The organism is Nonomuraea sp. NPDC049655, assembly GCF_044465465.1.
Lineage (GTDB): Bacteria > Actinomycetota > Actinomycetes > Streptosporangiales > Streptosporangiaceae > Nonomuraea.
The window spans coordinates 93564-115908 of the sequence record NZ_JBITLS010000001.1 but is presented as its reverse complement, the minus strand read 5'-3'; the positions used below and the strand labels follow the sequence as shown (position 1 = coordinate 115908).

At 70.7% G+C, this 22345-nt stretch carries 20 protein-coding genes; 7 read left to right on the top strand and 13 right to left on the bottom strand.

Going from position 1 to position 22345, the window contains the following annotated elements:
- Positions 1 to 2: 2 nt before the first annotated feature.
- On the bottom strand, positions 3 to 476 hold the full coding sequence (locus ACIBQ6_RS00585) for a MarR family winged helix-turn-helix transcriptional regulator (RefSeq protein ID WP_397209504.1): 474 nt from the start codon (positions 474 to 476) through the stop codon (positions 3 to 5).
- A gap of 95 nt (positions 477 to 571) precedes the next feature.
- Between ACIBQ6_RS00585 and ACIBQ6_RS00580 the strand changes: the two genes are divergently transcribed.
- Positions 572 to 1540 (top strand): NmrA/HSCARG family protein, encoded by a 969-nt coding sequence (locus ACIBQ6_RS00580; protein ID WP_397209503.1) that lies wholly within the window; start codon positions 572 to 574, stop codon positions 1538 to 1540.
- Between the two features lie 350 nt (positions 1541 to 1890).
- Here ACIBQ6_RS00580 and ACIBQ6_RS00575 read toward each other — a convergent pair whose 3' ends face one another.
- Positions 1891 to 2760 carry an oxidoreductase gene (locus tag ACIBQ6_RS00575; RefSeq protein WP_397209502.1) on the bottom strand — a complete coding sequence of 290 codons (870 nt, stop codon included), beginning with the start codon at positions 2758 to 2760 and terminating at the stop codon, positions 1891 to 1893.
- Between the two features lie 193 nt (positions 2761 to 2953).
- Here ACIBQ6_RS00575 and ACIBQ6_RS00570 point away from each other — a divergent pair, with 193 nt between their 5' ends.
- From ACIBQ6_RS00570 to ACIBQ6_RS00560, 3 genes are read left to right on the top strand one after another with little or no spacing between them, the layout of a single operon-like run.
- Entirely contained in the window at positions 2954 to 3592 is a 639-nt protein-coding gene (locus ACIBQ6_RS00570; RefSeq protein WP_397209501.1) for a hemerythrin domain-containing protein, read from the top strand.
- 34 nt (positions 3593 to 3626) lie between these two features.
- Positions 3627 to 4043: a DUF4267 domain-containing protein gene (locus tag ACIBQ6_RS00565; RefSeq protein WP_397209500.1), complete on the top strand. Its 417-nt coding sequence runs from the start codon at positions 3627 to 3629 to the stop codon at positions 4041 to 4043.
- 38 nt (positions 4044 to 4081) lie between these two features.
- Positions 4082 to 5392, top strand: coding sequence for an FAD-binding oxidoreductase (locus ACIBQ6_RS00560; RefSeq protein ID WP_397209499.1), 1311 nt, complete (start codon positions 4082 to 4084; stop codon positions 5390 to 5392).
- Between the two features lie 78 nt (positions 5393 to 5470).
- Here ACIBQ6_RS00560 and ACIBQ6_RS00555 read toward each other — a convergent pair whose 3' ends face one another.
- The gene (locus tag ACIBQ6_RS00555) at positions 5471 to 5950 is read right to left on the bottom strand and encodes a GNAT family N-acetyltransferase (protein WP_397209498.1); all 480 of its coding nucleotides are present in this window, start codon (positions 5948 to 5950) and stop codon (positions 5471 to 5473) included.
- Positions 5951 to 6312: 362 nt separating this feature from the next.
- On the opposite strand from ACIBQ6_RS00555, the gene ACIBQ6_RS00550 reads away from it, so the two are divergent.
- Both ACIBQ6_RS00550 and ACIBQ6_RS00545 read left to right on the top strand, forming a co-directional pair.
- The gene (locus ACIBQ6_RS00550; RefSeq protein ID WP_397209497.1) at positions 6313 to 7932 is read left to right on the top strand and encodes a PHP domain-containing protein; all 1620 of its coding nucleotides are present in this window, start codon (positions 6313 to 6315) and stop codon (positions 7930 to 7932) included.
- 147 nt (positions 7933 to 8079) lie between these two features.
- A complete protein-coding gene (locus tag ACIBQ6_RS00545; protein WP_397209496.1) occupies positions 8080 to 9042 on the top strand; it encodes a LysR family transcriptional regulator in 963 nt (320 codons plus the stop codon).
- On the opposite strand, the gene ACIBQ6_RS00540 is transcribed toward ACIBQ6_RS00545, so the two are convergent.
- The 8 genes from ACIBQ6_RS00540 to ACIBQ6_RS00505 all read right to left on the bottom strand — a co-directional run bounded on the left by ACIBQ6_RS00540 (position 9029) and on the right by ACIBQ6_RS00505 (position 17652).
- Positions 9029 to 9877 (bottom strand): alpha/beta fold hydrolase, encoded by an 849-nt coding sequence (locus tag ACIBQ6_RS00540; RefSeq protein ID WP_358295981.1) that lies wholly within the window; start codon positions 9875 to 9877, stop codon positions 9029 to 9031. The genes ACIBQ6_RS00545 and ACIBQ6_RS00540 overlap by 14 nt on opposite strands.
- A gap of 121 nt (positions 9878 to 9998) precedes the next feature.
- Positions 9999 to 10787, bottom strand: coding sequence for an ATP-binding cassette domain-containing protein (locus ACIBQ6_RS00535; RefSeq protein ID WP_358295979.1), 789 nt, complete (start codon positions 10785 to 10787; stop codon positions 9999 to 10001).
- Positions 10784 to 11818 carry an ABC transporter ATP-binding protein gene (locus ACIBQ6_RS00530; RefSeq protein WP_358295975.1) on the bottom strand — a complete coding sequence of 345 codons (1035 nt, stop codon included), beginning with the start codon at positions 11816 to 11818 and terminating at the stop codon, positions 10784 to 10786. The genes ACIBQ6_RS00535 and ACIBQ6_RS00530 overlap by 4 nt, the downstream gene beginning before the upstream one ends.
- Positions 11811 to 12797, bottom strand: a complete 987-nt coding sequence (locus tag ACIBQ6_RS00525) for an ABC transporter permease (RefSeq protein WP_397209495.1) — start codon at positions 12795 to 12797, stop codon at positions 11811 to 11813. The genes ACIBQ6_RS00530 and ACIBQ6_RS00525 overlap by 8 nt, the downstream gene beginning before the upstream one ends.
- Positions 12794 to 13723: an ABC transporter permease gene (locus ACIBQ6_RS00520; protein WP_397209494.1), complete on the bottom strand. Its 930-nt coding sequence runs from the start codon at positions 13721 to 13723 to the stop codon at positions 12794 to 12796. The genes ACIBQ6_RS00525 and ACIBQ6_RS00520 overlap by 4 nt, the downstream gene beginning before the upstream one ends.
- Positions 13710 to 15401: an ABC transporter substrate-binding protein gene (locus tag ACIBQ6_RS00515; protein ID WP_397209493.1), complete on the bottom strand. Its 1692-nt coding sequence runs from the start codon at positions 15399 to 15401 to the stop codon at positions 13710 to 13712. The genes ACIBQ6_RS00520 and ACIBQ6_RS00515 overlap by 14 nt, the downstream gene beginning before the upstream one ends.
- A 275-nt stretch (positions 15402 to 15676) precedes the next feature.
- Positions 15677 to 16411: a response regulator gene (locus ACIBQ6_RS00510; protein ID WP_397209492.1), complete on the bottom strand. Its 735-nt coding sequence runs from the start codon at positions 16409 to 16411 to the stop codon at positions 15677 to 15679.
- A complete protein-coding gene (locus ACIBQ6_RS00505; protein ID WP_397209491.1) occupies positions 16375 to 17652 on the bottom strand; it encodes a sensor histidine kinase in 1278 nt (425 codons plus the stop codon). The genes ACIBQ6_RS00510 and ACIBQ6_RS00505 overlap by 37 nt, the downstream gene beginning before the upstream one ends.
- Before the next feature lie 495 nt (positions 17653 to 18147).
- Between ACIBQ6_RS00505 and ACIBQ6_RS00500 the strand changes: the two genes are divergently transcribed.
- Entirely contained in the window at positions 18148 to 19443 is a 1296-nt protein-coding gene (locus ACIBQ6_RS00500) for an alpha/beta hydrolase (protein ID WP_397209490.1), read from the top strand.
- 53 nt (positions 19444 to 19496) lie between these two features.
- On the opposite strand, the gene ACIBQ6_RS00495 is transcribed toward ACIBQ6_RS00500, so the two are convergent.
- A complete protein-coding gene (locus ACIBQ6_RS00495; RefSeq protein WP_397209489.1) occupies positions 19497 to 19754 on the bottom strand; it encodes a hypothetical protein in 258 nt (85 codons plus the stop codon).
- A 10-nt stretch (positions 19755 to 19764) separates the two neighbouring features.
- Positions 19765 to 21939, bottom strand: coding sequence for an excinuclease ABC subunit UvrA (locus ACIBQ6_RS00490; protein ID WP_397209488.1), 2175 nt, complete (start codon positions 21937 to 21939; stop codon positions 19765 to 19767).
- Positions 21940 to 22345: the final 406 nt, after the last annotated feature.

The following is a 22345-nucleotide window of genomic DNA, read 5'->3' as shown; positions in this document are numbered from 1 at the left end:
GATCACAACGAGCAGTCCCGCTCCCGGTGCTCGTCGAGCGCGCGGAGCACGTCGGCGCACGCCTGCGCGAAACCGGCCAGCCGCTCGGGGCCGAGCACGTCGATGAACAGGGCGTGCACCAGCTCGGTGTGCTCGGGGACGGCCTTGTCGATCGCCGCGGAGCCCTTGTCGGTGAGCCGCACGTCGGGATAGCGGCGGTCGTCGGCGTCCACCCGCTCGACCAGCCCGCGCTGCGCCATCCGGGTGAGCTGGTGGGACAGGCGGCTCTTCTCCCACTGGGTCGCGGCGGCCACCTCCGCGACGGGCATCACCCGCCGCTCCGACTCCGCGAGCCGGACCAGGACCTCGAAGTCGGCCGCGGACAGGTCGCACTCGCGCTGCAGGTGCTGCTGCAGGTGTGAGCCGAGGTGCTTGGCCATTTCGATGTACGTGCGCCACATCCGGTCGGCCTCGCCGATGTCCTGCTCCCATCCCATGACGCCCACTCTACCGGTTGCTTGACGTATCAACCTGGCACTGTATGGTGGACCGGGTTGATACATCAACCTGAACACATGAGGGGACCGTTTCCGTGAGCGAGCAGCAGATCATCGCCGTGGTGGGCGCGACCGGGGCGCAAGGAGGCGGGCTGGTCCGCGCGATCCTCGACGATCGCGGCGGGCGGTTCGCCGCGCGAGCCCTGACCCGGGACCCGGGTTCGGCGCGGGCCAGGGAGCTGGCCGCCCTGGGGGCCGAGGTCGTGGAGGCCGATCTCGACGACGCGGGCAGCCTGCGCAGGGCCTTCGACGGCGCGCACGGCGCCTTCGTGGTGACGAACTTCTGGGAGCCGCGCACGCCCGAGGAGGAGCGGGCACGGCCCGCGACCACCAAGGAGCGGGAGCAGGCCGGCAACGCCGCGCGGGCGGGCCGGGAGGCCGGCGTCCGGCATTTCGTCTGGTCCACGCTGTCCGACACCCGCGGCTACTTCCGTCCGGACGACGGGACGCCGAGCTTCGGGGGCACGTACAAGGTGCCGCACGCCGACGGCAAGGCCGAGGCCGACCGGTTCTTCGTGGAGTCGGGCGTGCCCACCACCTTCCTGCAGGCGAACGTCTACTACGAGGCTTTCCGGGACATGTTCGCGCCCCGGCGTGACGAGACGGGCGCACTGGTGCTGCCGCTCGGGTTCGGCGAAGCGGGGGTGGCCGCGCAGGCCGCGGAGGATGTCGGCAGGACCGCGCTGGGGATCTTCCGCCAGGGGAACGGGATGGCCGGCAGGCGGGTGAGCGTCGCCGGGGCCGTGCTCACCGGCGCGCAGTACGCCGCCGCGCTGAGCCACGCGCTCGGCGAGCCCGTCACGTACCAGGCGGTCAGCCCCGACATGATCCGGGCCGCGGGCTTCCCGGGCGCGGGCGAGGTCGGCAACATGCTCCAGTACCTGGTCGCGGCCGCCCCCGACATCGCCGAGCTCATCGACTTCGAGCTGCTGCGTGCACTCAATCCGCGGCTGCAGACGTTCGACGCGTGGCTGGCCACCCACCGGGACACCATCCCGCGCTGACCGGCACCCGCCCCGCCCCGCACGCGGCCGCCCCGGCTCACATGCAGGCATTCCGCCGAACCCACAGCCTTTCCATGGCGACGGTTCTCGCGGGCACGCTCCTCACGGCCGCCTCACCCGCCGGTGCCACGGCGACCAGTTCCCCGTGCGGACCGGACCCGGGCCCGAGTGGCACGCTCCCGCCATCAATCGAGCCGGCTTCGTCCCAGCCCATGCGCTCGCCGGCGGCGCGTGCCCGGCCCCGGTCGATCTCCTTGGTCATCCGATCGACCAGGTCGGCACGACGAGACGCTGCCGAGTCAGCCAGGAGTCATCGGCCGACACCTGTCGTGGTCCTTCGGACTCCGTGGTCAGTGCGCCTGGTCGGCGAGGTCGGCCAGGTCCGCGTCGGTCAGCTGCAGGGACGTGGCGGCGACGTTCTCCTCCAGGTGGGCGAGCGAGCCGGTGCCGGGGATGAGCAGGATGTTCGGCGACCGGGCCAGCAGCCAGGCCAACGCCACCTGCGGCACGGTCGCGCCGTGGCGGGCGGCGACGGCGTCCAGGCGCTCGGCCGTGAGCGGCCGGAACCCACCGACCGGGAAGAACGGCACGTACGCGATGCCCGCCTCGGCGCAGGCGTCCACCAGCGGGTCGTCCTCGCGCCTGGCCAGATTGTAGAGGTTCTGGACGCAGACGATCGGCGCGATCTTCTGGGCCTCGGCGAACTCGGCGGGTGTCACGTTCGAGACGCCGAGGTGGCGGATCAGCCCCTCCTCGCGCAGCGCGAGCAACGTCTCCAGCGGACCGGCGAGCGGCGTCCCGGCGCGGTCGAGGTCGCCCATGCGCAGATTGACGACATCGAGGCGGTCCACGCCGAGCGAGCGCAGGTTCGCCTCGACGCCGCGGCGCAGGCCGTCGGGGGTGAGGCCGGTCTTGCCCTCGGCGGGCAAGGCGAGGTCAGAGCCCTCGACCAGCGCGCCCACCTTCGTCACGATCACCAGGTCGTCCGGGTAGGGATGCAGCGCCTCCCGGATCAGCTCGTTGGCCGCCACGCCGTCGCGAGCGTAGTAGTGCGAGGTGTCGATGTGGTTCACGCCCAGGTCGACGGCCCGGCGCAGGACGGCGAGCGCGGTGTCCCTGCTGGGACGGTCGCCTTTCGGCCAGCCGGTCAGCTTCATCGCGCCGTACCCGACCCTGGCGACGCTCAGGTCGCCGCCCAACGCCCATCGTCCAGTCGTCATGATCACCCACTCTAGCGGTGATCAGTGTCCGGGGCCGGGGGCCCGCCGCAAACCTGGGCCCCGAACGAGCCCAGCACCCGGATGAAGACCATGATCCGCACATCTTTCGTGGACGTTCCAAATCGCTTCCAAATGCCTTCCAAACACCCAGGAGCAGCCTGAACACATCGCAACCGATGAAGGAGCGGAACAGATGAGCGTCGACACCCAGGACATGGAGATCGTCCACCGCGTGCTCCGCCGTGAGTCGCGGCTGCTGGTGGAGCTCGTCGCGGCCGTCGCCCCCGGTGACACCGCTCGCGCCAGGGTGATCGCCGGCCACTTCCGCGTCTACCGGCTGGGCCTGCACAACCATCACGAGGGCGAGGACGAGCTGCTGTGGCCGCCCTTGCTGTCCCGGGTGGATCTGGAGGCCGACGTCGTCCTGCGCATGCAGGCCCAGCACGAACGCGTCGCGGCCACCCTGACCAGGCTGGACGCCGCGTTCCCCGCCTGGGAGGCGACCGCGGGCGCCGACGAACGCGACACCCTGGCGGCCGCCCTCTGCGAGCACCGCGCGGTCCTGCTGGAACACCTTCATGACGAGGAGGCCACCCTCCTCCCGCTCGCCGCCAAGCACATCACCCGACAGGAGTGGGCCTCCCTGGGCGACCACCTGGTGCACAACACGCCCAAGCTCACCCTGTTCACGCTCTTCGGCGCCGTCCTGGAGGACGCGAACCCGGCCGAGCGCGCCCTCGTCCTCAGCGGGCTGCCCGCCCCGGTCCGCGTCATCTGGCACGTCATCGGCCGCCCCCGCTACGCCCGCCACATCCGCCGTGTCCGCGGCTGAACCCTGCCCGTCCGTACATACAAGGAGAACGACCATGTCGCTGAAGAAGCTCAACACCGTCCTGGCCACCGCTGTCGTCCTGTTCACCCTCTACCTCGGGTTGTCCTTCGTCCTGCCCCTCGAGCCGTCCTTCCCGGGCCTGCCGAACTGGCCTTCTGGCGACAGCGGCTTCCCCATCGTGAAGAGCAGCCGCGAGATCGCGATGGGCCTGGCCATGGGCGTCCTGCTGGTGACGGGCCACCGCCGCCCGTTGGGCTGGGTCCTGCTGATGGTGGCCATCGCCCCGTTCGGCGACATGGTCAACGTCCTGGCCCACCACGGATCCACGGCCGCCGCGCTCGGCGTCCACGGCCTGACCGCGGCGCTGATCGCGATCACGGGGTTGCTGATCCTCCGCGAGGCCGGCGCCACCCCGGCGACCACCCCGGCGACCGCCGCGCAGTCCGCCTGACGTCCGCATTTTCTGACAACTCGACAAGGGAGACGACAATGACGACCAACGATTTGCGCGGTGTCCTGAAGGGGCGCGTGCTCCTGCCCGGTGACGACGGCTTCGAACAGGCGGCCACCGCGTGGAATCTGACCGTCAGGCAGCCGGTGGCGGCCGTGGCGGAGGCCGCGGACGCCGATGACGTGGCGGCGCTCGTGCGTTACGCGCGGCGGGCGGGCATGACGGTGACCGCGCAGCCGAGCGGGCATGGCGCCTCGGGTGATGTGGACGGCCTGATCCTGTTGCGTACCGGCCTGCTGAACGACGTGGAGGTACGCCCGCGGGAGCGCGTGGTCCGGGTGGGCGCGGGCGCGAAGTGGGGGCAGGTGCTGGCGGCGGCCGGTCCACTGGGGCTGACCGGCCTGTCCGGCAGCGCGCCGGGGGTCAGCGTGACCGGTTACACCCTGGGCGGCGGCGTCGGCTGGTTCAGCCGCAAGCACGGCTTGGCCTCCGACAGCGTGCGGGCCATCGACATCGTGGACGCCGACGGCGAGCCGGGCCGGGTGACCGCCGAGTCCGACCCCGACCTGTTCTGGGCGCTGCGCGGCGGTGGCGGGGACTTCGCGGTGGTGACCGCACTCGAACTCGACCTGTATCCCGCTCCGGTCCTGTACGGCGGGCGCGTGATCTGGCCGGAGCACCGGACCCGGGAGGTGTACGACGCGTTCCTGGAGATCACCGCCGAGGCGCCGCGTGAGCTCAGTGTCTGGATCAACCGGCTCCAGCCCCCCGGCGCGCCGCCGATGGTGACGCTGGACCTGGCCTACCTGGGTGAGGCGGCGCAGGGGGCGGACCTGCTGGCACGAATCGACAAGATCGAGGGCGCGATCTCCGACAGCCGCGGCGTCGTCCCGATCGCTGAACTGGGCAGGATCGCCGCCGAGCCCACCGATCCGGTCCCGTCCATCGCTCGTGCGGAGCTGCTCACCGGCCTGAACGCGGACACGGTGGAGCTCCTGCTGGCCAAGCCGATCGAACCGCTCATCAACGTGCAGATCAGGCACCTGGGCGGGGCGCTCGCCGAGCCGGGCGGCGGGGCCGGTGCGAGCGGCGCGGTGGCTGAGCCGTACCTGCTCGGACTGGTGGGTCTCGGCCTGCCGCACGCGGCCGACGCGACGCGCGCCAAGCAGGCCGAGGTCGTGGCCGACCTGGAGGCGTACATCAGCGGCCGCAAGCCGTACACCCTGCTGTCCCCCGGTGACACGGCGGCGCAGTCCTTCTCCGGCAGCGCGCTCACGCGGCTGCGAAAGATCAAGCGGGCCCGTGACCCGCACAACGTGTTCCGCGCGAACTACCCGGTGCTCGGATAGATCGGTTCCCAGCGGCTGATGGCCCCTCCGCCCACCACGGCGGCGGGGCCGCACCACACCCGCGTGACAGATGTCGCCCTACGGCGACTGGACCGGCCCCGTCTCGTGCCCCGTTCGCAGACGGAGCTCCAGGACGTCCTCCCGGCCGAAGACCTGCCCGGTGGGAACGAACCCGGCAGAGGTGTAGAGCGCCCTGGCCGCGATGTTGTCGCCACGCACTCCCAACCGCAGCACCGGTGCGTCGAACGCGTCCCGCACATGGGCGATGACCTGTTGGAGGGCCGCTCGGCCCAGCCCCTTCCCCTGGTGATCCTTGTCGATCATCAAGCGATAGAGCCAGATCTGGCCGTCATCGGGATCGGGGCCGTACATCGCGAAGCCCACGGCGCGCTCATCGTGCATCACCGCACGGGTCACGAAGCCCGGCAAGAACCGGCTCTCCGCAATCGAGTACAGGTTCGACGCGATGAGATCAGCCTGGTCGTCAGCCACCCTCAGCTCGGCCACCGCTTCCCAGGTCTCCTGGCACAGGTCGTCAAGGTGCACACGAATCGACATGGATCCTCTCTATCGGATCATTGCGCAGACCGTCCTGCGAATATCACCGCGATCAAGCGCGGGTGACCATTGCGCGAATCGCCGCACGTCACGCACGGATGCCGGACAGACCGACCTTGGAGACGCCGGGGAGCCCTGGCAGCGCGGAGGCGCCCCGGACAGCGCCGCAGATGGCTCGCCGGAGCCTTCCGCCGTTCGGCAAGAAGTCGCCCAGCATTCGCTTTCTCCCCACGCAAGCCGTCATGCTCCTCTGCGAGCGTGACCAAGGGCCGCAGGTTCACCTGCTCCGCCCCACTTCGTGCGCAAGCTCATGGGCCACCCGAGAACGACGCACCAGGTATTCCAGATGAAAGGTATGTCCCATGTGCCGCACCCATGCACACTCCCACAGCGCACCGGAAGGAACGGCCGCGTTCGCCGACCTGTCCGTCTCAGAGACCGAACTGTCGCCCGCCGACCTCGGCAGGCGCCGCTTTCTGCTGAACAGCGGGCTGCTCGGCATCAGCAGTCTCGGCGTCACCGCTCTGGGAGGGCTGACCACGCGTCCCGCCGCCGCAACCAGCGGAGGCTCCCGCGCGCTCCACTGGCTGGCCGGCGACCATCACGTTCATACGCAGTACAGCTACGACGGCATGTACACCATTGAGCAGCAGGCTGCGGGCGCTCTCAAGCACGGCCTGGACTGGCTGGTCATCACCGACCACGGGCACGCCGCGCACGAGAAGTTCGCGGTCGAGTCCACCTATGCCGACATCGTCACCTCCCGGGCCAAGCACCCTGAGCTGCTGTTGTGGCAGGGGCTGGAATGGAACGTTCCCGGGGGCGAGCACGCCACGGTGTTCTTCGACGGTGCTCGCGATGAGATCCAACTGCTGCGCGCGTTCGAGCGGCTCTTCGACTCCAGGATCAACGGCACCGGCGCCGGCAGCCCGGCGAACGAGGCCAAGGCGCTGGAGGCGCTCGCCTGGCTGGAGACCGCGCTGCGCACGGGTTCGGCGAGTTCCGCGCTGTTCCTGATCAATCACGTGATGCGGCGCGGCAGGTACTCCCCGCGTGACCTGCGCACCTATCGCGACAAGGCGCCGAACATCGCAGTCGGCATGGAGGGCGCGCCTGGCGCCCAGAACGAGCCCAGGGCCCGCGGCGACTTCAACAACACCGCCGACGCCGACTCCTGGGCCGGCTGGCGGCCGGAACACTACCCGACGTACGGCGGCTTCGACTCCATGACCGGCATCCTGGGCGGCATGTGGGACTCGATGCTCGCCGAGGGCAAGGGCTGGTGGATCACTGCCAACTCCGACGGCCACTTCTACAACGGTGACACGACCGTCGAGCCCTCCCGACCTGCTGACTGGTACGACCAGCACGGTAGATACCCCGATCCCGTCGACGGCGGCGTCCCGCTGCGGCACGCCGACTTCTGGCCCGGTCAGTTCAGCCGCACGGTCGTGGGGGCGACCTCACGCAGCTACGGCGCGGTCATGGAGGCGATCAAGGCCGGGCGATCCTGGGTGTCGATGGGCGGCCTCATCGACGGGCTGCACGTCGACGCGCACGCCCCCGGCAACGCCCCGGCCACATTCGGCGGACGGCTGTCGGTGCGGCGCGGCGACGACGTCACCATCACCATTTCCGTCGATCTCGCCGGCCGTCCCAACGCCAATGAAGAGATCCCCCGGCTCGCCCGCCTGGATCTGATCCGCGGTGCGATCACCGGGCCGGCCGCCGACCCCGACGTCTTCACCGCACCGGACGTGAGCGTGGTCGAGTCGTTCATGCCGAAGGGCAAGGGCCGGGTCGCCCAGTTCCACTACAAGTTCCGCGACGTGCGCGAGCCGTTCTACTTCCGGCTGCGTGGCACCGACGGCAGGCGCAGCGCTCCCGGCGGGATGGAGCCGGCGGCGGACACGGGCCGCAACGAGAACCCCTGGCACGACCTCTGGTGCTACACCAATCCCACCTTCGTAGAACTGAGATAGGACGGTGCTCATCTCGGCGCCCACGGGCGGCGTACCCATGCCGGAGCGCCCGCGTCCGGAAGGGCCCGCTAACATCGGGGTCTCCCGGTCCCGCCTCGCGGATGCCCCACTGCGACGGACGCCCGGCCGACCCGCCACGGAGCCCGCGTGCCCACGATCGACCCCCGACGCCTCCTCATCCTCCGTGCCTTCGTGCTGTCCGACTCTGTCACCGCGACCGCGGCGGCGCTGCACCTGACGCCGTCCGCGGTGTCGCAGCAGCTCGCGGCGCTCGAGCGCGAGGTCGGTCACGCACTCGTCATACGCTCGGGGCGCAAGCTGGTGCTCACGCCGGCCGGGCGCATCCTCGCCGGCCACGCCGAGGAGATCAGCTCCCGGCTGAAGATCGCCGAGGCCGACCTGGCCGCGCACGCCGGCGGTGTCCTCGGGCAGCTCCGGATCGGCGCCTTCCCCACGGCGATCAGCTGGCTGGTGGCACCCGCCATCGTCGAGCTGCGCCGCCAGGCCCCGGGCGTCGACGTCACCGTCGTCGACGCGGAGGCGCACATGAGCCACCGCATGCTGATGCGCGGCGACATCGACGTGACCGTCAGCATGGAGTACGAGTCCGACCCCGAGCGCGACTCCCCCGACATCGTGAAGTTCCCGCTCTACATCGAGCGGTTCAGGGTCGTCCTCCCCCAGGCGCACCCGCTGGCCGGCGAGGAGGGCATCGGGCTCACCCAGCTCACCGAGGAGGGCTGGATCATGCCCTCCCCCGGTAATCCGTGCCGCACGATGGTGCTGCAGGCGTGCGCGGAGCTCGGCTTCCACCCGCCGATCAGCCACGTCTCGGACGACTACCGCGCCGCGCTGGCGCTGGTCGCCGCCGAGGCGGGGATCTGCCTGGTGCCGGAGTCCGCGCTCTCCGCCCGCGACGCCGAGTGGGTGACGATCCTGCCGACGCGCGGCATCGCGCCGCTGCGCAAGGTGATCATGACGACGCGGCGCGACAACCAGGGCCACCCCGTCGTACGCGCGGGGCTGGAGGCGATGCGGGCCGCTGTGTCCGAGCCGGACTCGGAGGTCTACGGCCCGCTCGCGCGGTCCGACACCTTCAGCGTCGAGTGATGGCTCCGGCCGGCGGCGCGTTCTCGCGGAGGAAGGCGTCGACGTGCCGGTGGTACTCCTCCGGCTTGTCGCGGCGCACGCAGTGGTGTGCGCCCTCGATCACGACGACGTCGAAGCCGGGCGCGACGGCCGTGAGCCGCTCGCGGGAGTGCTTGTCGACGATGACGTCGCCGGTGCCGGTGACGAGCAGCGCCGGCACGCCGGCCGGGCCGACCGTGATCTGCCGCGCGGTCGGCGTCCAGATCCGGCGCTTCTCGTGGACCCGCTGCTGCATGTAGTCGATGTCGACGGCCTTCATCGCCTCGGCGAGCGGGCGCAGCTCCTGCTCCGCCCAGTGGGGGTTGAGCTCGCGCTGCATGTCCACGAGTTCCTCGACCGACGCCGTGTCGGCGTAGTCGAAGGGGTCCTTGGTGGTTTGCTCGACGCTGAGCCACGGGTTGGGACCGGCCTCCGGCACCCACCACGGCGGGTCCTCCAGCACGACGCCGGCCACGAGGTGCGGGGCGTCGGCGGCGACGAAGGCGGCGATCCGCGCGCCCATGGAGTGCCCGACGACGAGCGTCTTGCGCCCGGTCCCGTCGAGCATGTCCTTGAGGATGTCGATCGCGTCCTGCACCATCACGTCGGTGGACGGAACGCCCTCGTGCTCGGGCAGACGGCCGGGCGACTCCCCGTGGCCCCGTGCGTCCGGCGCCACGATGTGGTAGTCGCCGCCCCAGCGGTCGACGGCGTCACCGTAGCATGCGCCGGACTCCACGGCGCCGTGGAGGATGAGGATGGCAGGCGCATCTGCTGCGTCCCGCCCATACTCTCGGACGAACAGGTCTGTTCCCACGTGTCCTCATTCACTGCTCTGTCGCGCCGGCCCCCGGCCGGCTCACGACGGGGTTGTCGTTCGGTGGATCATGGTCATGATCGTGGCACGCCTCTTCGGCGTCGCGCAACGCTCCCGCAGGTCAGGTCCGCAGCTCCGCCTCCGGTGTCGCCTCGACCAGCGCGCGCGTGCAGGGGTGCTGCGGGGAGCGGAAGATCTCGTCGGACGAGCCGGTCTCGACGATACGGCCGCGCTGCATGACGGCGACACGGTCGCTGTAGAGCCGGATCACCGCCAGGTCGTGGCTGACGTGGAGGAACGAGATCCCCTGGTCGCGCTGCAGGTCGGCCAGCAGGTTGAGGATCTGGGCACGCACTGACACGTCGAGCGCCGAGGTCGGCTCGTCCGCGATGATCAGATCCGGCTTGAGGGCGAGCGCTCGTGCCACGGCGACGCGCTGGAGCTGCCCGCCGGACGCCTCGTGCGGGTAGCGCCCCAGGTAGTCGGCGCCGAGGCCGACCGACTCCAGCAGGGCGACCAGTTCGGCGGTCGACGTCGTCTCGCCGTGCGCGCGGAAGACGTTCTCCAGCGTCTGCCGCACGGTCTGCAGCGGGTTCAGCGACGCCAGCGGGTCCTGGAAGACCATGGCGACGTTGCGCCGCAGCCGCCGCAGTCCTCGCCGGCCGAGGCGGGCGACGTCCTGCCCGTCCGTACGGACGGTGCCGGACGTCGGCACCACCAGGCCGTTGGCCATCCGCGCCAGCGTGGACTTGCCCGAGCCGGACTCGCCGACCAGGCCGAGCGCCTCGCCCCGCTCGACATGGAGCGAGACGCCGTCCACGGCGAGGAGGCCCTTGCGGCTGCGGCCGAAGCCACCGGCGATGCGGTAGCGCTTGCTGACGTCGGTCATCTCCAGGATCGGCTGGCTCACCGGGTGACCTCCTGCGGTTCGGGGAGACGATCGAGGTGGCAGGCCGCAAGGTGCACGCCGCCGCCCTCGCCGGCCGGGCGGACGGTGGGCAGCGGCACGTCCACGACACAGCGTTCGCCGACCTGGTCGGCGAAGCCGCAGCGCGGCGCGAAGGCGCAACCCGGTCCTGCGTCGCGCAGCGACGTGGGCGTGCCGGGGATGGCGCGCAGCCGCGTCCGCTCCCCACCGATGTCGAGCCGGGCGTCCAGCCGCGGCGTGGCCGCGCGGAGTCCGGCGGTGTACGGGTGGGCGGGCTGATCGAAGATGTCGCGGAGGCTGCCGTACTCCGCCTGGCGGCCGGCGTACAGCACGAGGACGTCGTCCGCCGCGCTCGCCACCACCCCGAAGTCGTGGCTGATCAGGAGCATCGCCATGCCGTACTCCTGCTGGAGCCCGCGGAGCAGGGCCAGGATCTGCGCCTGCACCGTCACGTCGAGCGCGGTGGTCGGCTCGTCGGCGATGAGCAGCGCCGGCCGGTTCACCAGGGCCATCGCGATCACCGCGCGTTGCCGCATGCCGCCCGAGAACTCGTGCGGGAAGCGGCGTACGGCGTCCGCGGGCTCGGGGATGCCCACCCGGTCGAGCATCTCGACCGCACGGGCCCGCGCAGCGCGACGGGTGACCGACGGGTCGTGCAGGCGGACCGCCTGGGCGATGTGCGCGCCGATGTCGAGGTACGGGCTGAGCGCGGACATCGAGTCCTGGAACACCATGGCCACGTCGGAGCCGCGGGCCCGGCGCAGCTCGCGCTCGTCGGCGGAGAGCATCTCCCGCCCGGCGACGACGATCCGGCCCCGGGCGCTCGCCCCGCGCGGCAGGAGCCGCATGATCGCCCGGCCGGTGATCGTCTTGCCCGACCCCGACTCGCCGACCACGGCGAGTGTGCGGCCGCCGTCCAGCCTCACGGAGAGGTCCCGCACGACATCGGCGGTGACGCCGCCGCCGGTGAACGAGACGCACAGGTCCTCGACCTGGAGTACGGGGTCAGGCACGGCGGATCCTCGGGTCGAGAAGCGGCATCAGCAGGTCGGCGATCAGATTGCCGACGATGATGAGGAAGGCGGAGAAGAGCGTCACCCCGACGACGATGCTCAGGTCGGACTCGTTCACGCCGGACAGCAGCAGGTCGCCGAGCCCGTGCAGGCTGAACACCTTCTCCGCGATCACCGAGCCGCCCAGGAGCGCGGTGACGTCGAGCGCGAACATCGCCACGACCGGCACCATCACGCCGCGGACGGCGTGCCGGTTCACCCGCCGGGTCGACGCGCCGCGCGCGGTCATCGCGACGAGGTGGTCGGCCGAGAGTTCGTTGAGCAGCTGCGTGCGGGTGACCCGGATGTAGCCGGCGGCGAGGATGAACGACAGCACCATCCACGGGCCGATCAGGTGCCAGGCCCAATCCGCCGGTGACTCCGAGAACGGCACGAAGCCGGAGTACGGCAGCGCGTTGAGCATGAAGCCGAAGACCTGGACGACGAGCAGGCCGACGAGGAAGGTCGGGACCGACAGCCCGAACATCGCGAAGCCGATCGAGAACCGGTCGACGATCCCGCCCTTGCGTATCGCCGACAACGCGCCGAGGCCGATGCCCACGACGAGGCACAGGACGGCCGCGCCCAACGCGAGCGACAACGTGACGGGCAGCCGCTCGGCGATGAGCGTCGTGACGTCGCTGCGGTTCGGGAACGAGTAGCCGAAGCAGGGCGCCTGGCAGTGCACCTGCTGGGCGCCCTCGCCGTACGTGCGGCCGGTGAACAGGCCCTTCACGAACTGGGCGTACTGCCACACCGGGCTCTGGTCGGTCTGCATGTAGGCGCCGACCTTGGCCCGGGTCTCGGGCGGACACGGCTTGCCGCACATGGCGCGGGCCGGGTCCTTCGAGGCCCCGAAGAAGAGGGCTATCGTCACGAAGGCGATCGCGAGGAGCATGAACACCGCGGTGGCCATGCGGCGGGCAATGTAGACGATCATGCGGAATCCTCCATGCGCACGTCGAGGACGTCGCGGAGCGCGTCACCGGCGAGCGTGGCGCCGAATACGATCAGGAACACCACGGCGCCCGGGAAGAGCATGTACCAGACGTCCGCGCCGCTGTAGATCCACGGCAGCGAGTCCGAAAGCAGTTTGCCGAGGTCGGGAACGTCGCCACGCAGGCCGACCCCGAGGAACGACAGTCCCGCGACCACGCTGACGTTGCCGGGCAGTGACATCGCGAACAGGACGACGACCAGGCCGAAGAGGTGCGGCAGCATCTCCCGGCGGATGATCTGCCAGGGCGCGGCACCGGTCGCCCGCGCCGCCTCGACGAAGGCGCGGGCGTTGACGGCGCCGGCCTGGGCGCCGATGATCCGGGCCGGGACGGTCCAGCCGAAGAAGGCCAGCACGAGCACGAGGACCAGGCCCCGCGGCATCTCCGGCGGCACGATCGCCATGATCGCGATGACGAACATCAGGCCCGGGAAGCCGAACATGAAGTCGATCACCCGCCCCGCGACGGCGTCGAGCCAGCCGCCGAAGTACCCGATCGCCGTACCGAGGACGGCGGCGAAGGCGATCGACAGGATGCTCGCCCCGAAGGCGATGAACAGCGACGAGCGGATGCCGTAGACGATCTGGGCGAACAGGTCGACACCCGTCACCGGGACGACACCGAGCCAGTGGTCGGCGCTGACGCCACCGAAGGCGCCCAGCGGACGGCCGCCGTCCGGGTCGAGCACGTCGGTGTGCAAGGTGTTCGGATCCTGTCCCTCCATCCACACGAGCAGCGGGGCGCAGAGCCCCGCGACGAGCGGCACCACCAGCATGACCAGGCCGGCGACGCCGGACCGCTTCCGGAGGAAGCGGCCGAGGACCGAGGTGCCCCGGCCCTCCGCCTGCTGGATCTCAGCGATCGACACCGACGACCAACTCGTTCGCGAACGGCGGGTAGGCGGGGACGAAGTAGTTCATGATCTTCGAACCGGCCAGGGCCTGCGTGCGCTGCACGAGGATCGGCACGACCGGGGCGTCCTCCATGATCTGCTTGTCGATCGCGGCCCACATCTCGGCGGCCTTGTCGAGGTCCGGCTCCGCGATCGCGGCGTCGATCGCGGAGTCCACCTTGGGGTTGGAGAACTTCGAGGCGTTTCCGCCGCCGTTGCCGATCTCGCTCGACGCGAACAGCGGCTGGATGGTGCTCATGCCGCTCGGGAAGTCCGCTCCCCAGCCGTTCGTCGTCATGTCGTAGTCGCCGTCGGCGGACGAGATGAGCTCGGACCAGGTGTTGGCATCCAGGCCCTTGAGCTCGACCTTGACGCCGACCCGCGCCAGCGAGTTCTTGATGCTCTGGGCTTCCTTCTCCTCGATCGCGCTCACGTCGGTCGGATAGGTCAGCGTGAGCTTCAGGTCGGAGACGCCGGCGGCGGCGAGCAGTTCCTTCGCCTTGTCGACGTCGCCGGTGTCACCGCCGTCGTACAGGTTGTACTCGGTGTAGCCGGGGATGCCGGGCGTCATGATGGTCGAGGCGATCTGGCCGCCGAACTTCGGGCCGCCGTACACGCTCTGCACCTCGGCCTTGTTGATCGCGTAGTTGATCGCCTGCCGCACGCGGACGTCGGACAGGCCCGGGCGCTTGACGTTCATGGCGAGGTAGCGGAAGTAGCCCGAGGGGCTGTTGGCCATGCGGCCGGAGATCGACGGGTCGGACTCGATCCGCTGGAACTGCGACGGCGAGATGAGCGCGTTGCTGATCGCGGTCCGGTCCTCGCCCTTGTCGTCGATGAGGCGCTGCACGATCGTGTCGTTGTTCAGGCCCATGTCCAGGACGATCTTGTCCGGGCCGGCGAACCGCACCTGGTCGCTGTCGGCCGTCCAGTTCGGGTTGCGGTCCAGCACCGCCTGCGCCCCCTTGCGGAAGCTCGTCACCTGGTACGGGCCGCTGGCGACCGGGTGCTCGCCGTAGGTCTCCGGCTTGGTGTCGGCGGCGGCCGGCACCGGCGCGAAGGCCGGCATGCTGACGATCCACGGCCAGTTGCCGAACGGACGCTTCAGCCGGAAGACGATCTTGTGGTCACCGGTGACCTCGATGGAGTCGAGCTCCTTGCCGTCGTACGGGCCGTCATAGTCGGTGCCGCCGACCAGCAGCGTCTTGTGGTAGCCAAGGCCACCCTGGAACATCGGCGCGAACGACCGCTCGATGCCGTACTTCACGTCCTGCGCGGTGATCGGGCTGCCGTCGGAGAACTTCAAGCCCTCCTTCAACGTGAAGGTCCACGTCTTGCCGCCGTCGTCCGTCTTTCCGGTGTCGGTGGCGAGGTCCGGCACGAGGACCGTGTCCTTGTCGGGGAGCGTCCGCCACGACGTCAGCCCGCGGTGCACCCACCGCAGCCGGCTGGTCGGCACCATCTGCGCGTTGGCGGTCTCGAAGGACTCGGTCGCGCGCCGCGAGAGGTAGTGCAGGGTCCCGCCCTTGGGCACGGACTCCAGCGGCGCCGCGTTCTTGCCCTTCGTCGGCTCGGTGGACTGCGAGGTGGACTGCGAGTTCGCGTTGCAGCCCGCCGTCACGAGGGCCAGGACGAGCGCGAGCCCTGCGGGCACCACTCTCCGGGATCGATTCGCCATAGATCGCGCTTCCTGTGAAGCGGCCCCGATCGGTCGGGTCCGCTGCTGGATCTCAGGAAGGGAGTCTGTTGGCGAGCGAGAGCACGCGTCCATCGAGGAGTTCTGCACCGGATCTTGCAGAAAATCTTAAAGATCGCGGGGATCCGCGCGCGCGGCGTCCATGATAGTCCGGCGGTCCGGGTGGCCGGAAGACCGGACCTACCCGAACCGGAGGACGGGACGACCTGCGACCGAACCGGTGGTGCCGGGCATCAGGTGCGGTCTCCGGCTCCAGGGACGATCAAGCCGGTCTCGTATGCGATGACCACGGCTTGGGCGCGGCTGGACAGCTTGAGCTTGGTCATGAGACGGCCCAGGTGGGACTTGACGGTGGCCTCGGCGATGTTCAGGCGGGTGGCGATCTGCTGGTTGGTCAGGCCCTGGCCGACCAGGTGGAGCACGGCGGTTTCCTGGCTGGTGAGCCGGGCGAGTTCCTCGGGCCGGCGCCGGTCGGGTTCGGGCGCGGAGACGAAATGGTGGACCAGGCGCCGGGTGACGCTGGGCGCCAGCAGCACCTCGCCGCGGGCGACCGTGGCGATCGCGGCCAGCATCTGGTCGGCGGGGGTGTCCTTGAGCAGAAATCCCGAGGCGCCGGCGCGCAGGGCGGCGAAGACGTGTTCGTCCAGGTCGAAGGTGGTCAGGATGAGGATCTTCGGTGCCGGGCCGGCGGCGTGGGCGAGGATGTGGCGCGTGGCGGCGACCCCGTCCAGGTCGGGCATGCGGATGTCCATCAAGATGACGTCCGGGGCGGTCGCCGCGGCCTGGGCGATGGCTTCGTGGCCGTCGGCGGCCTCGCCGACGACCGCGAGAGCGGCGTCGGTGCGCAGGAGGGCGACCAGGCCCGCGCGGACCAGGGCCTGGTCGTCGACGACCAGGACGCGGATGGTCCCGCGGCCGGTGTCGGGGCCGGTCATCGGGGTGCCCCGGGTCGTGGTGCGCTCTGCCACGGGTGGGCCGTGGCGAGAGCGGGCTCGGTGAGTGGGGAGGCGGGCGGGTGGGCCGTGGCGAGAGCGGGGTCGGTGAGTGGGGAGGCGGGCAGGTGCGCGGTCACGGTGAAGCCGCCGTCCGTACGTGGGCCGGCGGTGAGGGTGCCGCCGTAGAGGGTGGCTCGTTCGCGCATGCCGATCAGGCCGTGCCCGTCGGCGCTGTGCCCGGTGGTGGCCGAGCCGCTGTTGCCGACCTGCAGCGTGACCGCGGCGGGCTGGTAGGTCAGGGTGAGGGTCACGTCGGCGTGTGGGGCGTGTTTGAGCACGTTGGTCAATGATTCCTGGGTGATGCGGTACAGGCACCGGTCCACGCCGGGCGGCAGCGGGCGTGCCTGACCGGAGGTTTCCCGCCGGATCGACAGGCCGGACAGGCGGGAGCGTTCCAGCAGCGTGTCCAGCTGGGCCAGCCCCGGCTGCGGGGCGTAGGAGTCCTCGCCGGTGTCGGACGTGAGGCGCAGGACCGACAGCATGTTCCGGAGTTCGGCCAGCGCCTCGCGGGTGGTGGCGGCGATCGCGGTGAATGCTTCGCGTGCGGCGTCGGGCTCGGCGTCGATCAGGCGGCCGCCGGCGCCGGACTGGATCGAGACGACCGACAGGTGGTGGGCGACCACGTCGTGCAGTTCCCTGGCGATGCGCACGCGTTCTTCGGCGACCGCTCGCAGGGCTTTCTCCTCGCGTTCGATCTCCAGGTGGCGGGCGTGCTCGATGAGGTCCTGGTGGCGCAGCCGGCGGCTGCGCACCCCCTCCCCGATGGCCCAGGCCGCGCCGAGCTGAATGGCGTTCTCGACCAGGCTTTTGACGATCGCGAAGGTCAGCCCGGACCTGATGAGGTCGGGAACGAGGATGCCCGCCATCAACACCAGGGCCAGGACGCCGTCGCGGTGGCCCTCCCGGCGGTAGGCCGCGACGGTGTAGAGGCTGACCAGCACCGGCGGGGCCTGGAATCCGTTGGGGTAGCCGGCCAGGCCGCAGCCGATCAGGCCCGCCGTGATCACCGCGAGGACGGCGATGGGGTGGCGCCTGCGCAGCACCAGCGGCGCGCTGGTGAGCACCGCCAGCAGGTACGCCAGCACGACCGGGTCATGGGCGGACAAGGCGGCCTGCGTCACCGCCAGCGCGGTCGACACACCGGCCAGCAGGCTGTCGGCGACCATCACCGGCAAGCCGCGCCACCAGCGGCCCCATCGTCGCACCACGTTCATGAGACGAAGGTAGCCGCCAGCATGACCCGCTTTGTCCTCCTTTGGGAGGAGTCGTCGTTAGGGCAGCGGTTGCAGAGAAGCGGGCGGTTGGTGTGCCGGTGGCAGGGCCCGGATCGACCTTCCGCACGATGTCCAGGGGCTGCTCAGGCCCCTAGTTTTGGATACGGCCGGTGATCAGTGATCAACAGGGGGCACCCCTGAGACCGGACACCTCACTACCGGAGCGTCGAAACCCGACGCGCGCCGGATCCGCAGGAAACAACCCCCTTCACCAAGGAACGACGCATGCTCCTCAGCAAGAGTGGAACGGCTGCCGCAGTGGCACTCACGGCCGGAATCGGATTGGGCGCCGCCGGACCGGCGCAGGCGGCCACCCCCCTGGACCGCTTCCACCATCAGACGATCACCTGGCGCGCCTGCGCAACCGGACCCGGCGATCAGATGGGCGCACAAATGGACGCCGCCGGTGCTCGATGCGCCACCGTTCTGGTCCCGATGGACTACCGCAACCCACAGGGGCGGACCCTTACCATCGCGATCTCCCGGACCAAGGCCACCGATTCCTCCCGGCGCCGCGGCGTCTTGCTGCTCAACCCCGGCGGGCCGGGAGGCTCCGGCCTCCCGATGACGCTGCTGGGCAAGGAGATGCCCGAGGTCGCGGCCCGTTACGACCTGGTGGGCATGGACCCCCGATTCGTCGGCCGCAGCACACCGATCAGCTGCCGGTGGCAGACCGACACGTTCCTCCGCTCCGCGGGACCCGACCGGCGTGCCTTCGACGAGGGGGTGCGCCTGGCCGAACAGTTGGCGGCGGGCTGCGCCAAGGGCAATCTCCAGACCCTGCCGTACGCCACGACCAGGAACACCGCACGCGACATGGACGTGATCCGGGCCGCGCTCGGCGAGCAGAAGCTGTCCTACCTCGGCTATTCCTACGGCACCTACCTGGGTGCGACCTACCTGCAGATGTTCGGCTCGCGGGCCGACCGGGTGGTGCTCGACAGCGCCGTCGACCCGCGGGTGTACGGCCCGCGCATGTTCTCCCGCGCCGCCCCCGCGATGGACGCCGCGCTGCGCCGCTGGGCGTCCTGGGCCGCGTCACATGACAAGGAGTACGGGCTGGGCGGGACCCGTGACGCCGTCCTGGCGACCGTGGAGAAGATCAACCGGCATCCCGTGAAGATCGGCGCATACCGCGTCGATGCCCATGTCGTGCCGTACTGGCTGTTCGCACGCCTCTACAGCGACGGCCCGCAGTCCTATGCCGTCCTCGCCGAGGAGGCGCGGGCGCTGAACCGCGGCGGCGAGACACCGCCGCCCGCCTCGCTGAAGGAATTCCTCGACGGCCTGTTCACCGGTTCCGGAGCGGCCTCGGACCGGGCGGGCACGGCGATCCTGTGCGGTGACCGGGCCGCACCCCGCGACCCGGCGACCTACTACCGCGACATCCAGCGGCACCGCACCGCCGAACCACTGTTCGGGCCGCTCGTCCGCAACATCTCCCCGTGCGCGTTCTGGCCGGTCAAGCCGCTCGAAGCGCCCACGAGGGTCGGCAACTCCGCACCGGCGTTGATCGTCGGCGCGGCCGGCGACCCCGCGACGCCCCATCCGGGCCAGCAGGCCATGCACCGGGCGCTGACCGGCTCCCGCATGATCACCTTGAACGACGCCTTCCGCCACGGCGTCTACCTCGCGGCGGGCAACGCCTGCGTCGACACCAAGGTCACCAGCTACCTGGTCGACGGTGTCCTGCCCGGTAAGGACGTCACCTGCGGCCGCCCGGCCGTCTGACACGTTCGCGCCCCACCCCCAGCCGCCCCGGCCGGAACCGGGCCTCATCGTCCTCAACGACCTGTTCCGGCGAGCCGCGGCCCTTCCAGGAGCGGCAGGCCCGCCGCGTACCGCCGGAAGAAGCCGGCGGTCGGGGTGTTCGCGGTCGCGACGGCGTCCGGGGTGCCCTCCGCGACCACCGCGCCCCCGTCCGGACCGGCTCCCGGCCCCAGGTCGATCACCCAGTCCGCGGACGCGGCGACGGGGATGTCATGTTCGGCCACGACGACGGTGTTGCCCGAGTCGAGCAACACGTCGAACGCGTCCACCACCCGCTGGACGTCAGAGGGGTGCAGGCCCGAGACGGGTTCGTCGAGAACGACAAGACCGGCCTTGCGGCCCGCGGCGCCGCGCTGGATGGCGGAGGCCAGCTTCAGCCGCTGCGCCTCCCCGCCGGACAACTCCGTGGCGCTCTGGCCGAGCTGCAGATAGCCGAGCCCGACCTGGTTCAGGGCTCCCAGGGTTTCGGCGAGTTGCCGAGGTTCGGAGAACTGCTCCACCCGCCTCGGCGACGGTCAGCTCCAGCACCTGATCGATGGCCAGTCCCTGGTACTTGATCTCCAGGGCCTCCGGCGTGTAGCGCCGCCCCTGGCATGCGTCGCAGACCACCCACACATCCGGCAGGAAGTGCATGTCGACCAGCTTGCGGCCATAGCCGGTGCAGGGTTCGCAGCGGCCACCGCCCGCGGTGTTGAAGCTGAACCAGGACGCGTTGACCCCACGTGCGCGGGCCATGTCGGTACCGGCGAACAGCTTACGGACGACGTCGAACGCCTTGCTGTAGGTGGCCGGGTTGGATCGCGGCGTGCGCCCGAGCGGTTCTTGATCGACGACGGCGACCCATTCGAACCCCTCCAGGCCGGTCACCTGTCGCACGGTGTCGATCGTCGTCCCGTTCAAAGCGGCCTCCACGCTCGCCGCGAGCGCGCCGAGCAGGCTGCTCTTGCCGCTGCCGCTCACCCCGGTCAGGCAGGTGAGCCGGCCGGAGGGGAAACGCACCACGTCTGCGGTCACGTTGTGCGCACGCAGGCCGTGCAGCTCCACCCAGCCGGTGTCATCCCCGGCCGGACGGCGGGTCCGGCGCAGCCGTGGCCCCTCACCGGCCAGGTAGCGTCCGGTCAGTGACGTGGGGTGGGCGGCCGCGTCGGCGGGAAGCCCCGACACCAGGATCTCACCGCCGAGGCGGCCCGCGCCGGGCCCCAGGTCGATCACCCAGTCGGCCCTGGCGATCAGTTCGGGGTCGTGCTCGACCAGGAGCACGGTGTTGCCGGCCTCGCGCAGCTCCAGGGCGATGTCGAGCAGGTGCGCCTTGTCCGCCGGATGCAGCCCGGTCCCGGGCTCGTCCAGGACGAAGACGATGCCGCTCAGCTCGGTGCTGAGCTGCGCGGCGAGCCGGGTTCGCTGCAACTCGCCCCCGGACAGTGTCGCCGCGCTCCGGGACAGCTGGAGGTGGGCCAGGCCGAGGCGGTCGAGGATCCCGAGTCTGCGGCCCAGGTCCTGCAGCAGCGGCTCACCCACCTCGCGCTGCCGGGCGTCCAGGTCGCCGGCCACCCGCTCGGCCCAGCCGCGTACCTCCCGTACGTCCACCTGGAGCAGGTCGGGAAAGGTCAGCCCGCCGAGCCGCACGGACCGGGCCACCTGGTCGTACCCGCTGCCGCCGCAGGTGCCGCACGGCTGCTTGCGCATGTACGGCAGGTAGCGCTGCTTGGCGCTGGCGGTCTGGGCGTTCAGGAACACCCGCTCCACCTCGGCCAGCGCACCCCGCAGCGGCTGGCTGGAGGTGTAGGTCACCGAGACCGTCTCCTTCTTGCTGGTCATGTCGACGGTCGCCTCGACCTTCTCCTCACCTGTGCCGTACAGCACGCAGTGGCGGAACTCCTCCGGCAGCGACCGCCACGGCAGGCCGAGGTCCACGCCGCGCTTGTCGGCGAGCGCCGGCACGAACGCGTGCTCCCCCGACCGCCACCTGGCGTACCAGGGCGAGGCCCCCTCGAAGAGGGGAAGCTCCGGACGGGTGATGATGAGGTCCTCCTGCGCCTGCCAGCGCCCGCCCACGCCGTGACAGTCCGCGCAGCTGCCTTCCGGGGTGTTACGGTCGAAGTGAGCGGTCGTCAGATGCCCGTTGACGCTCTGCGCCGCCGGGTCCGCGCCGATCCCCGGAAGGCGCGAGTACAGCAGTCCCAGATGCCCGTCGATGCCGGTGATCGTCGCGACCGTGGACCGGGGGTTGCGGTTCAGGCGGCGCTGGTCGACTGCGAGCGTCGCGCCGAGTCCCAGGATGCGGTCGACCTTCGGCCGATTGCGCTGGGTGATGTACTGCCGTACGAACGGCGAAAGCCCCTCCAGGTAGCGCAGCTGGGCCTCGTTGTGCAGGGTGTCGATGGCCAGCGAGGTCTTGCCGCTGCCGCTCACCCCGGTGAAGGCGGTGAGCCACCCCTTGGGGATGCTCACCGACACGTCCCGCAGATTGTTGGTACGAGCCCCCACCACCTCGATGGCCTCTCGCCCCAAACTGGCGACGTCCCGTACGAACGCAGTCAACCTTGATCCACCCTCTCGCAACACAGCAGAACACCGGCGGACGGACTCCCGCCCATGTCGAACAAGTCGATTCCGCCACTACGCGGCCGTTTGATCAGCCCCCTCGGCGCCTGGCCGGTCCAGATTCGGCCCATGCCGCAGATCAAGCCCGGGACACCCCGGCGAGCTTGTCGATGCCTGAGTACGCGAGCAGGTACGGCCAGTCCGCCGCCGGCTCCCCGTCCTCGGGGTTGCGGATCTCCACTGTGCCGTGCGTGGACACGCCCAGATCCTCACCGCGCAGGTGTGCGGCGCCGCGGCGGGACGGGCGGCCGGGTGACGG

Coding starts and splice junctions, on each gene's coding strand:
- ACIBQ6_RS00585 (WP_397209504.1), bottom strand. CDS start 476: ATGGGATGGGAGCAGGACATCGGCGAGGCCGACCGGATGTGGCGCACG.
- ACIBQ6_RS00575 (WP_397209502.1), bottom strand. CDS start 2,760: ATGACGACTGGACGATGGGCGTTGGGCGGCGACCTGAGCGTCGCCAGG.
- ACIBQ6_RS00570 (WP_397209501.1), top strand. CDS start 2,954: ATGAGCGTCGACACCCAGGACATGGAGATCGTCCACCGCGTGCTCCGC.
- ACIBQ6_RS00565 (WP_397209500.1), top strand. CDS start 3,627: ATGTCGCTGAAGAAGCTCAACACCGTCCTGGCCACCGCTGTCGTCCTG.
- ACIBQ6_RS00560 (WP_397209499.1), top strand. CDS start 4,082: ATGACGACCAACGATTTGCGCGGTGTCCTGAAGGGGCGCGTGCTCCTG.
- ACIBQ6_RS00555 (WP_397209498.1), bottom strand. CDS start 5,950: ATGTCGATTCGTGTGCACCTTGACGACCTGTGCCAGGAGACCTGGGAA.
- ACIBQ6_RS00550 (WP_397209497.1), top strand. CDS start 6,313: ATGTGCCGCACCCATGCACACTCCCACAGCGCACCGGAAGGAACGGCC.
- ACIBQ6_RS00525 (WP_397209495.1), bottom strand. CDS start 12,797: ATGATCGTCTACATTGCCCGCCGCATGGCCACCGCGGTGTTCATGCTC.
- ACIBQ6_RS00505 (WP_397209491.1), bottom strand. CDS start 17,652: ATGAACGTGGTGCGACGATGGGGCCGCTGGTGGCGCGGCTTGCCGGTG.
- ACIBQ6_RS00500 (WP_397209490.1), top strand. CDS start 18,148: ATGGACTACCGCAACCCACAGGGGCGGACCCTTACCATCGCGATCTCC.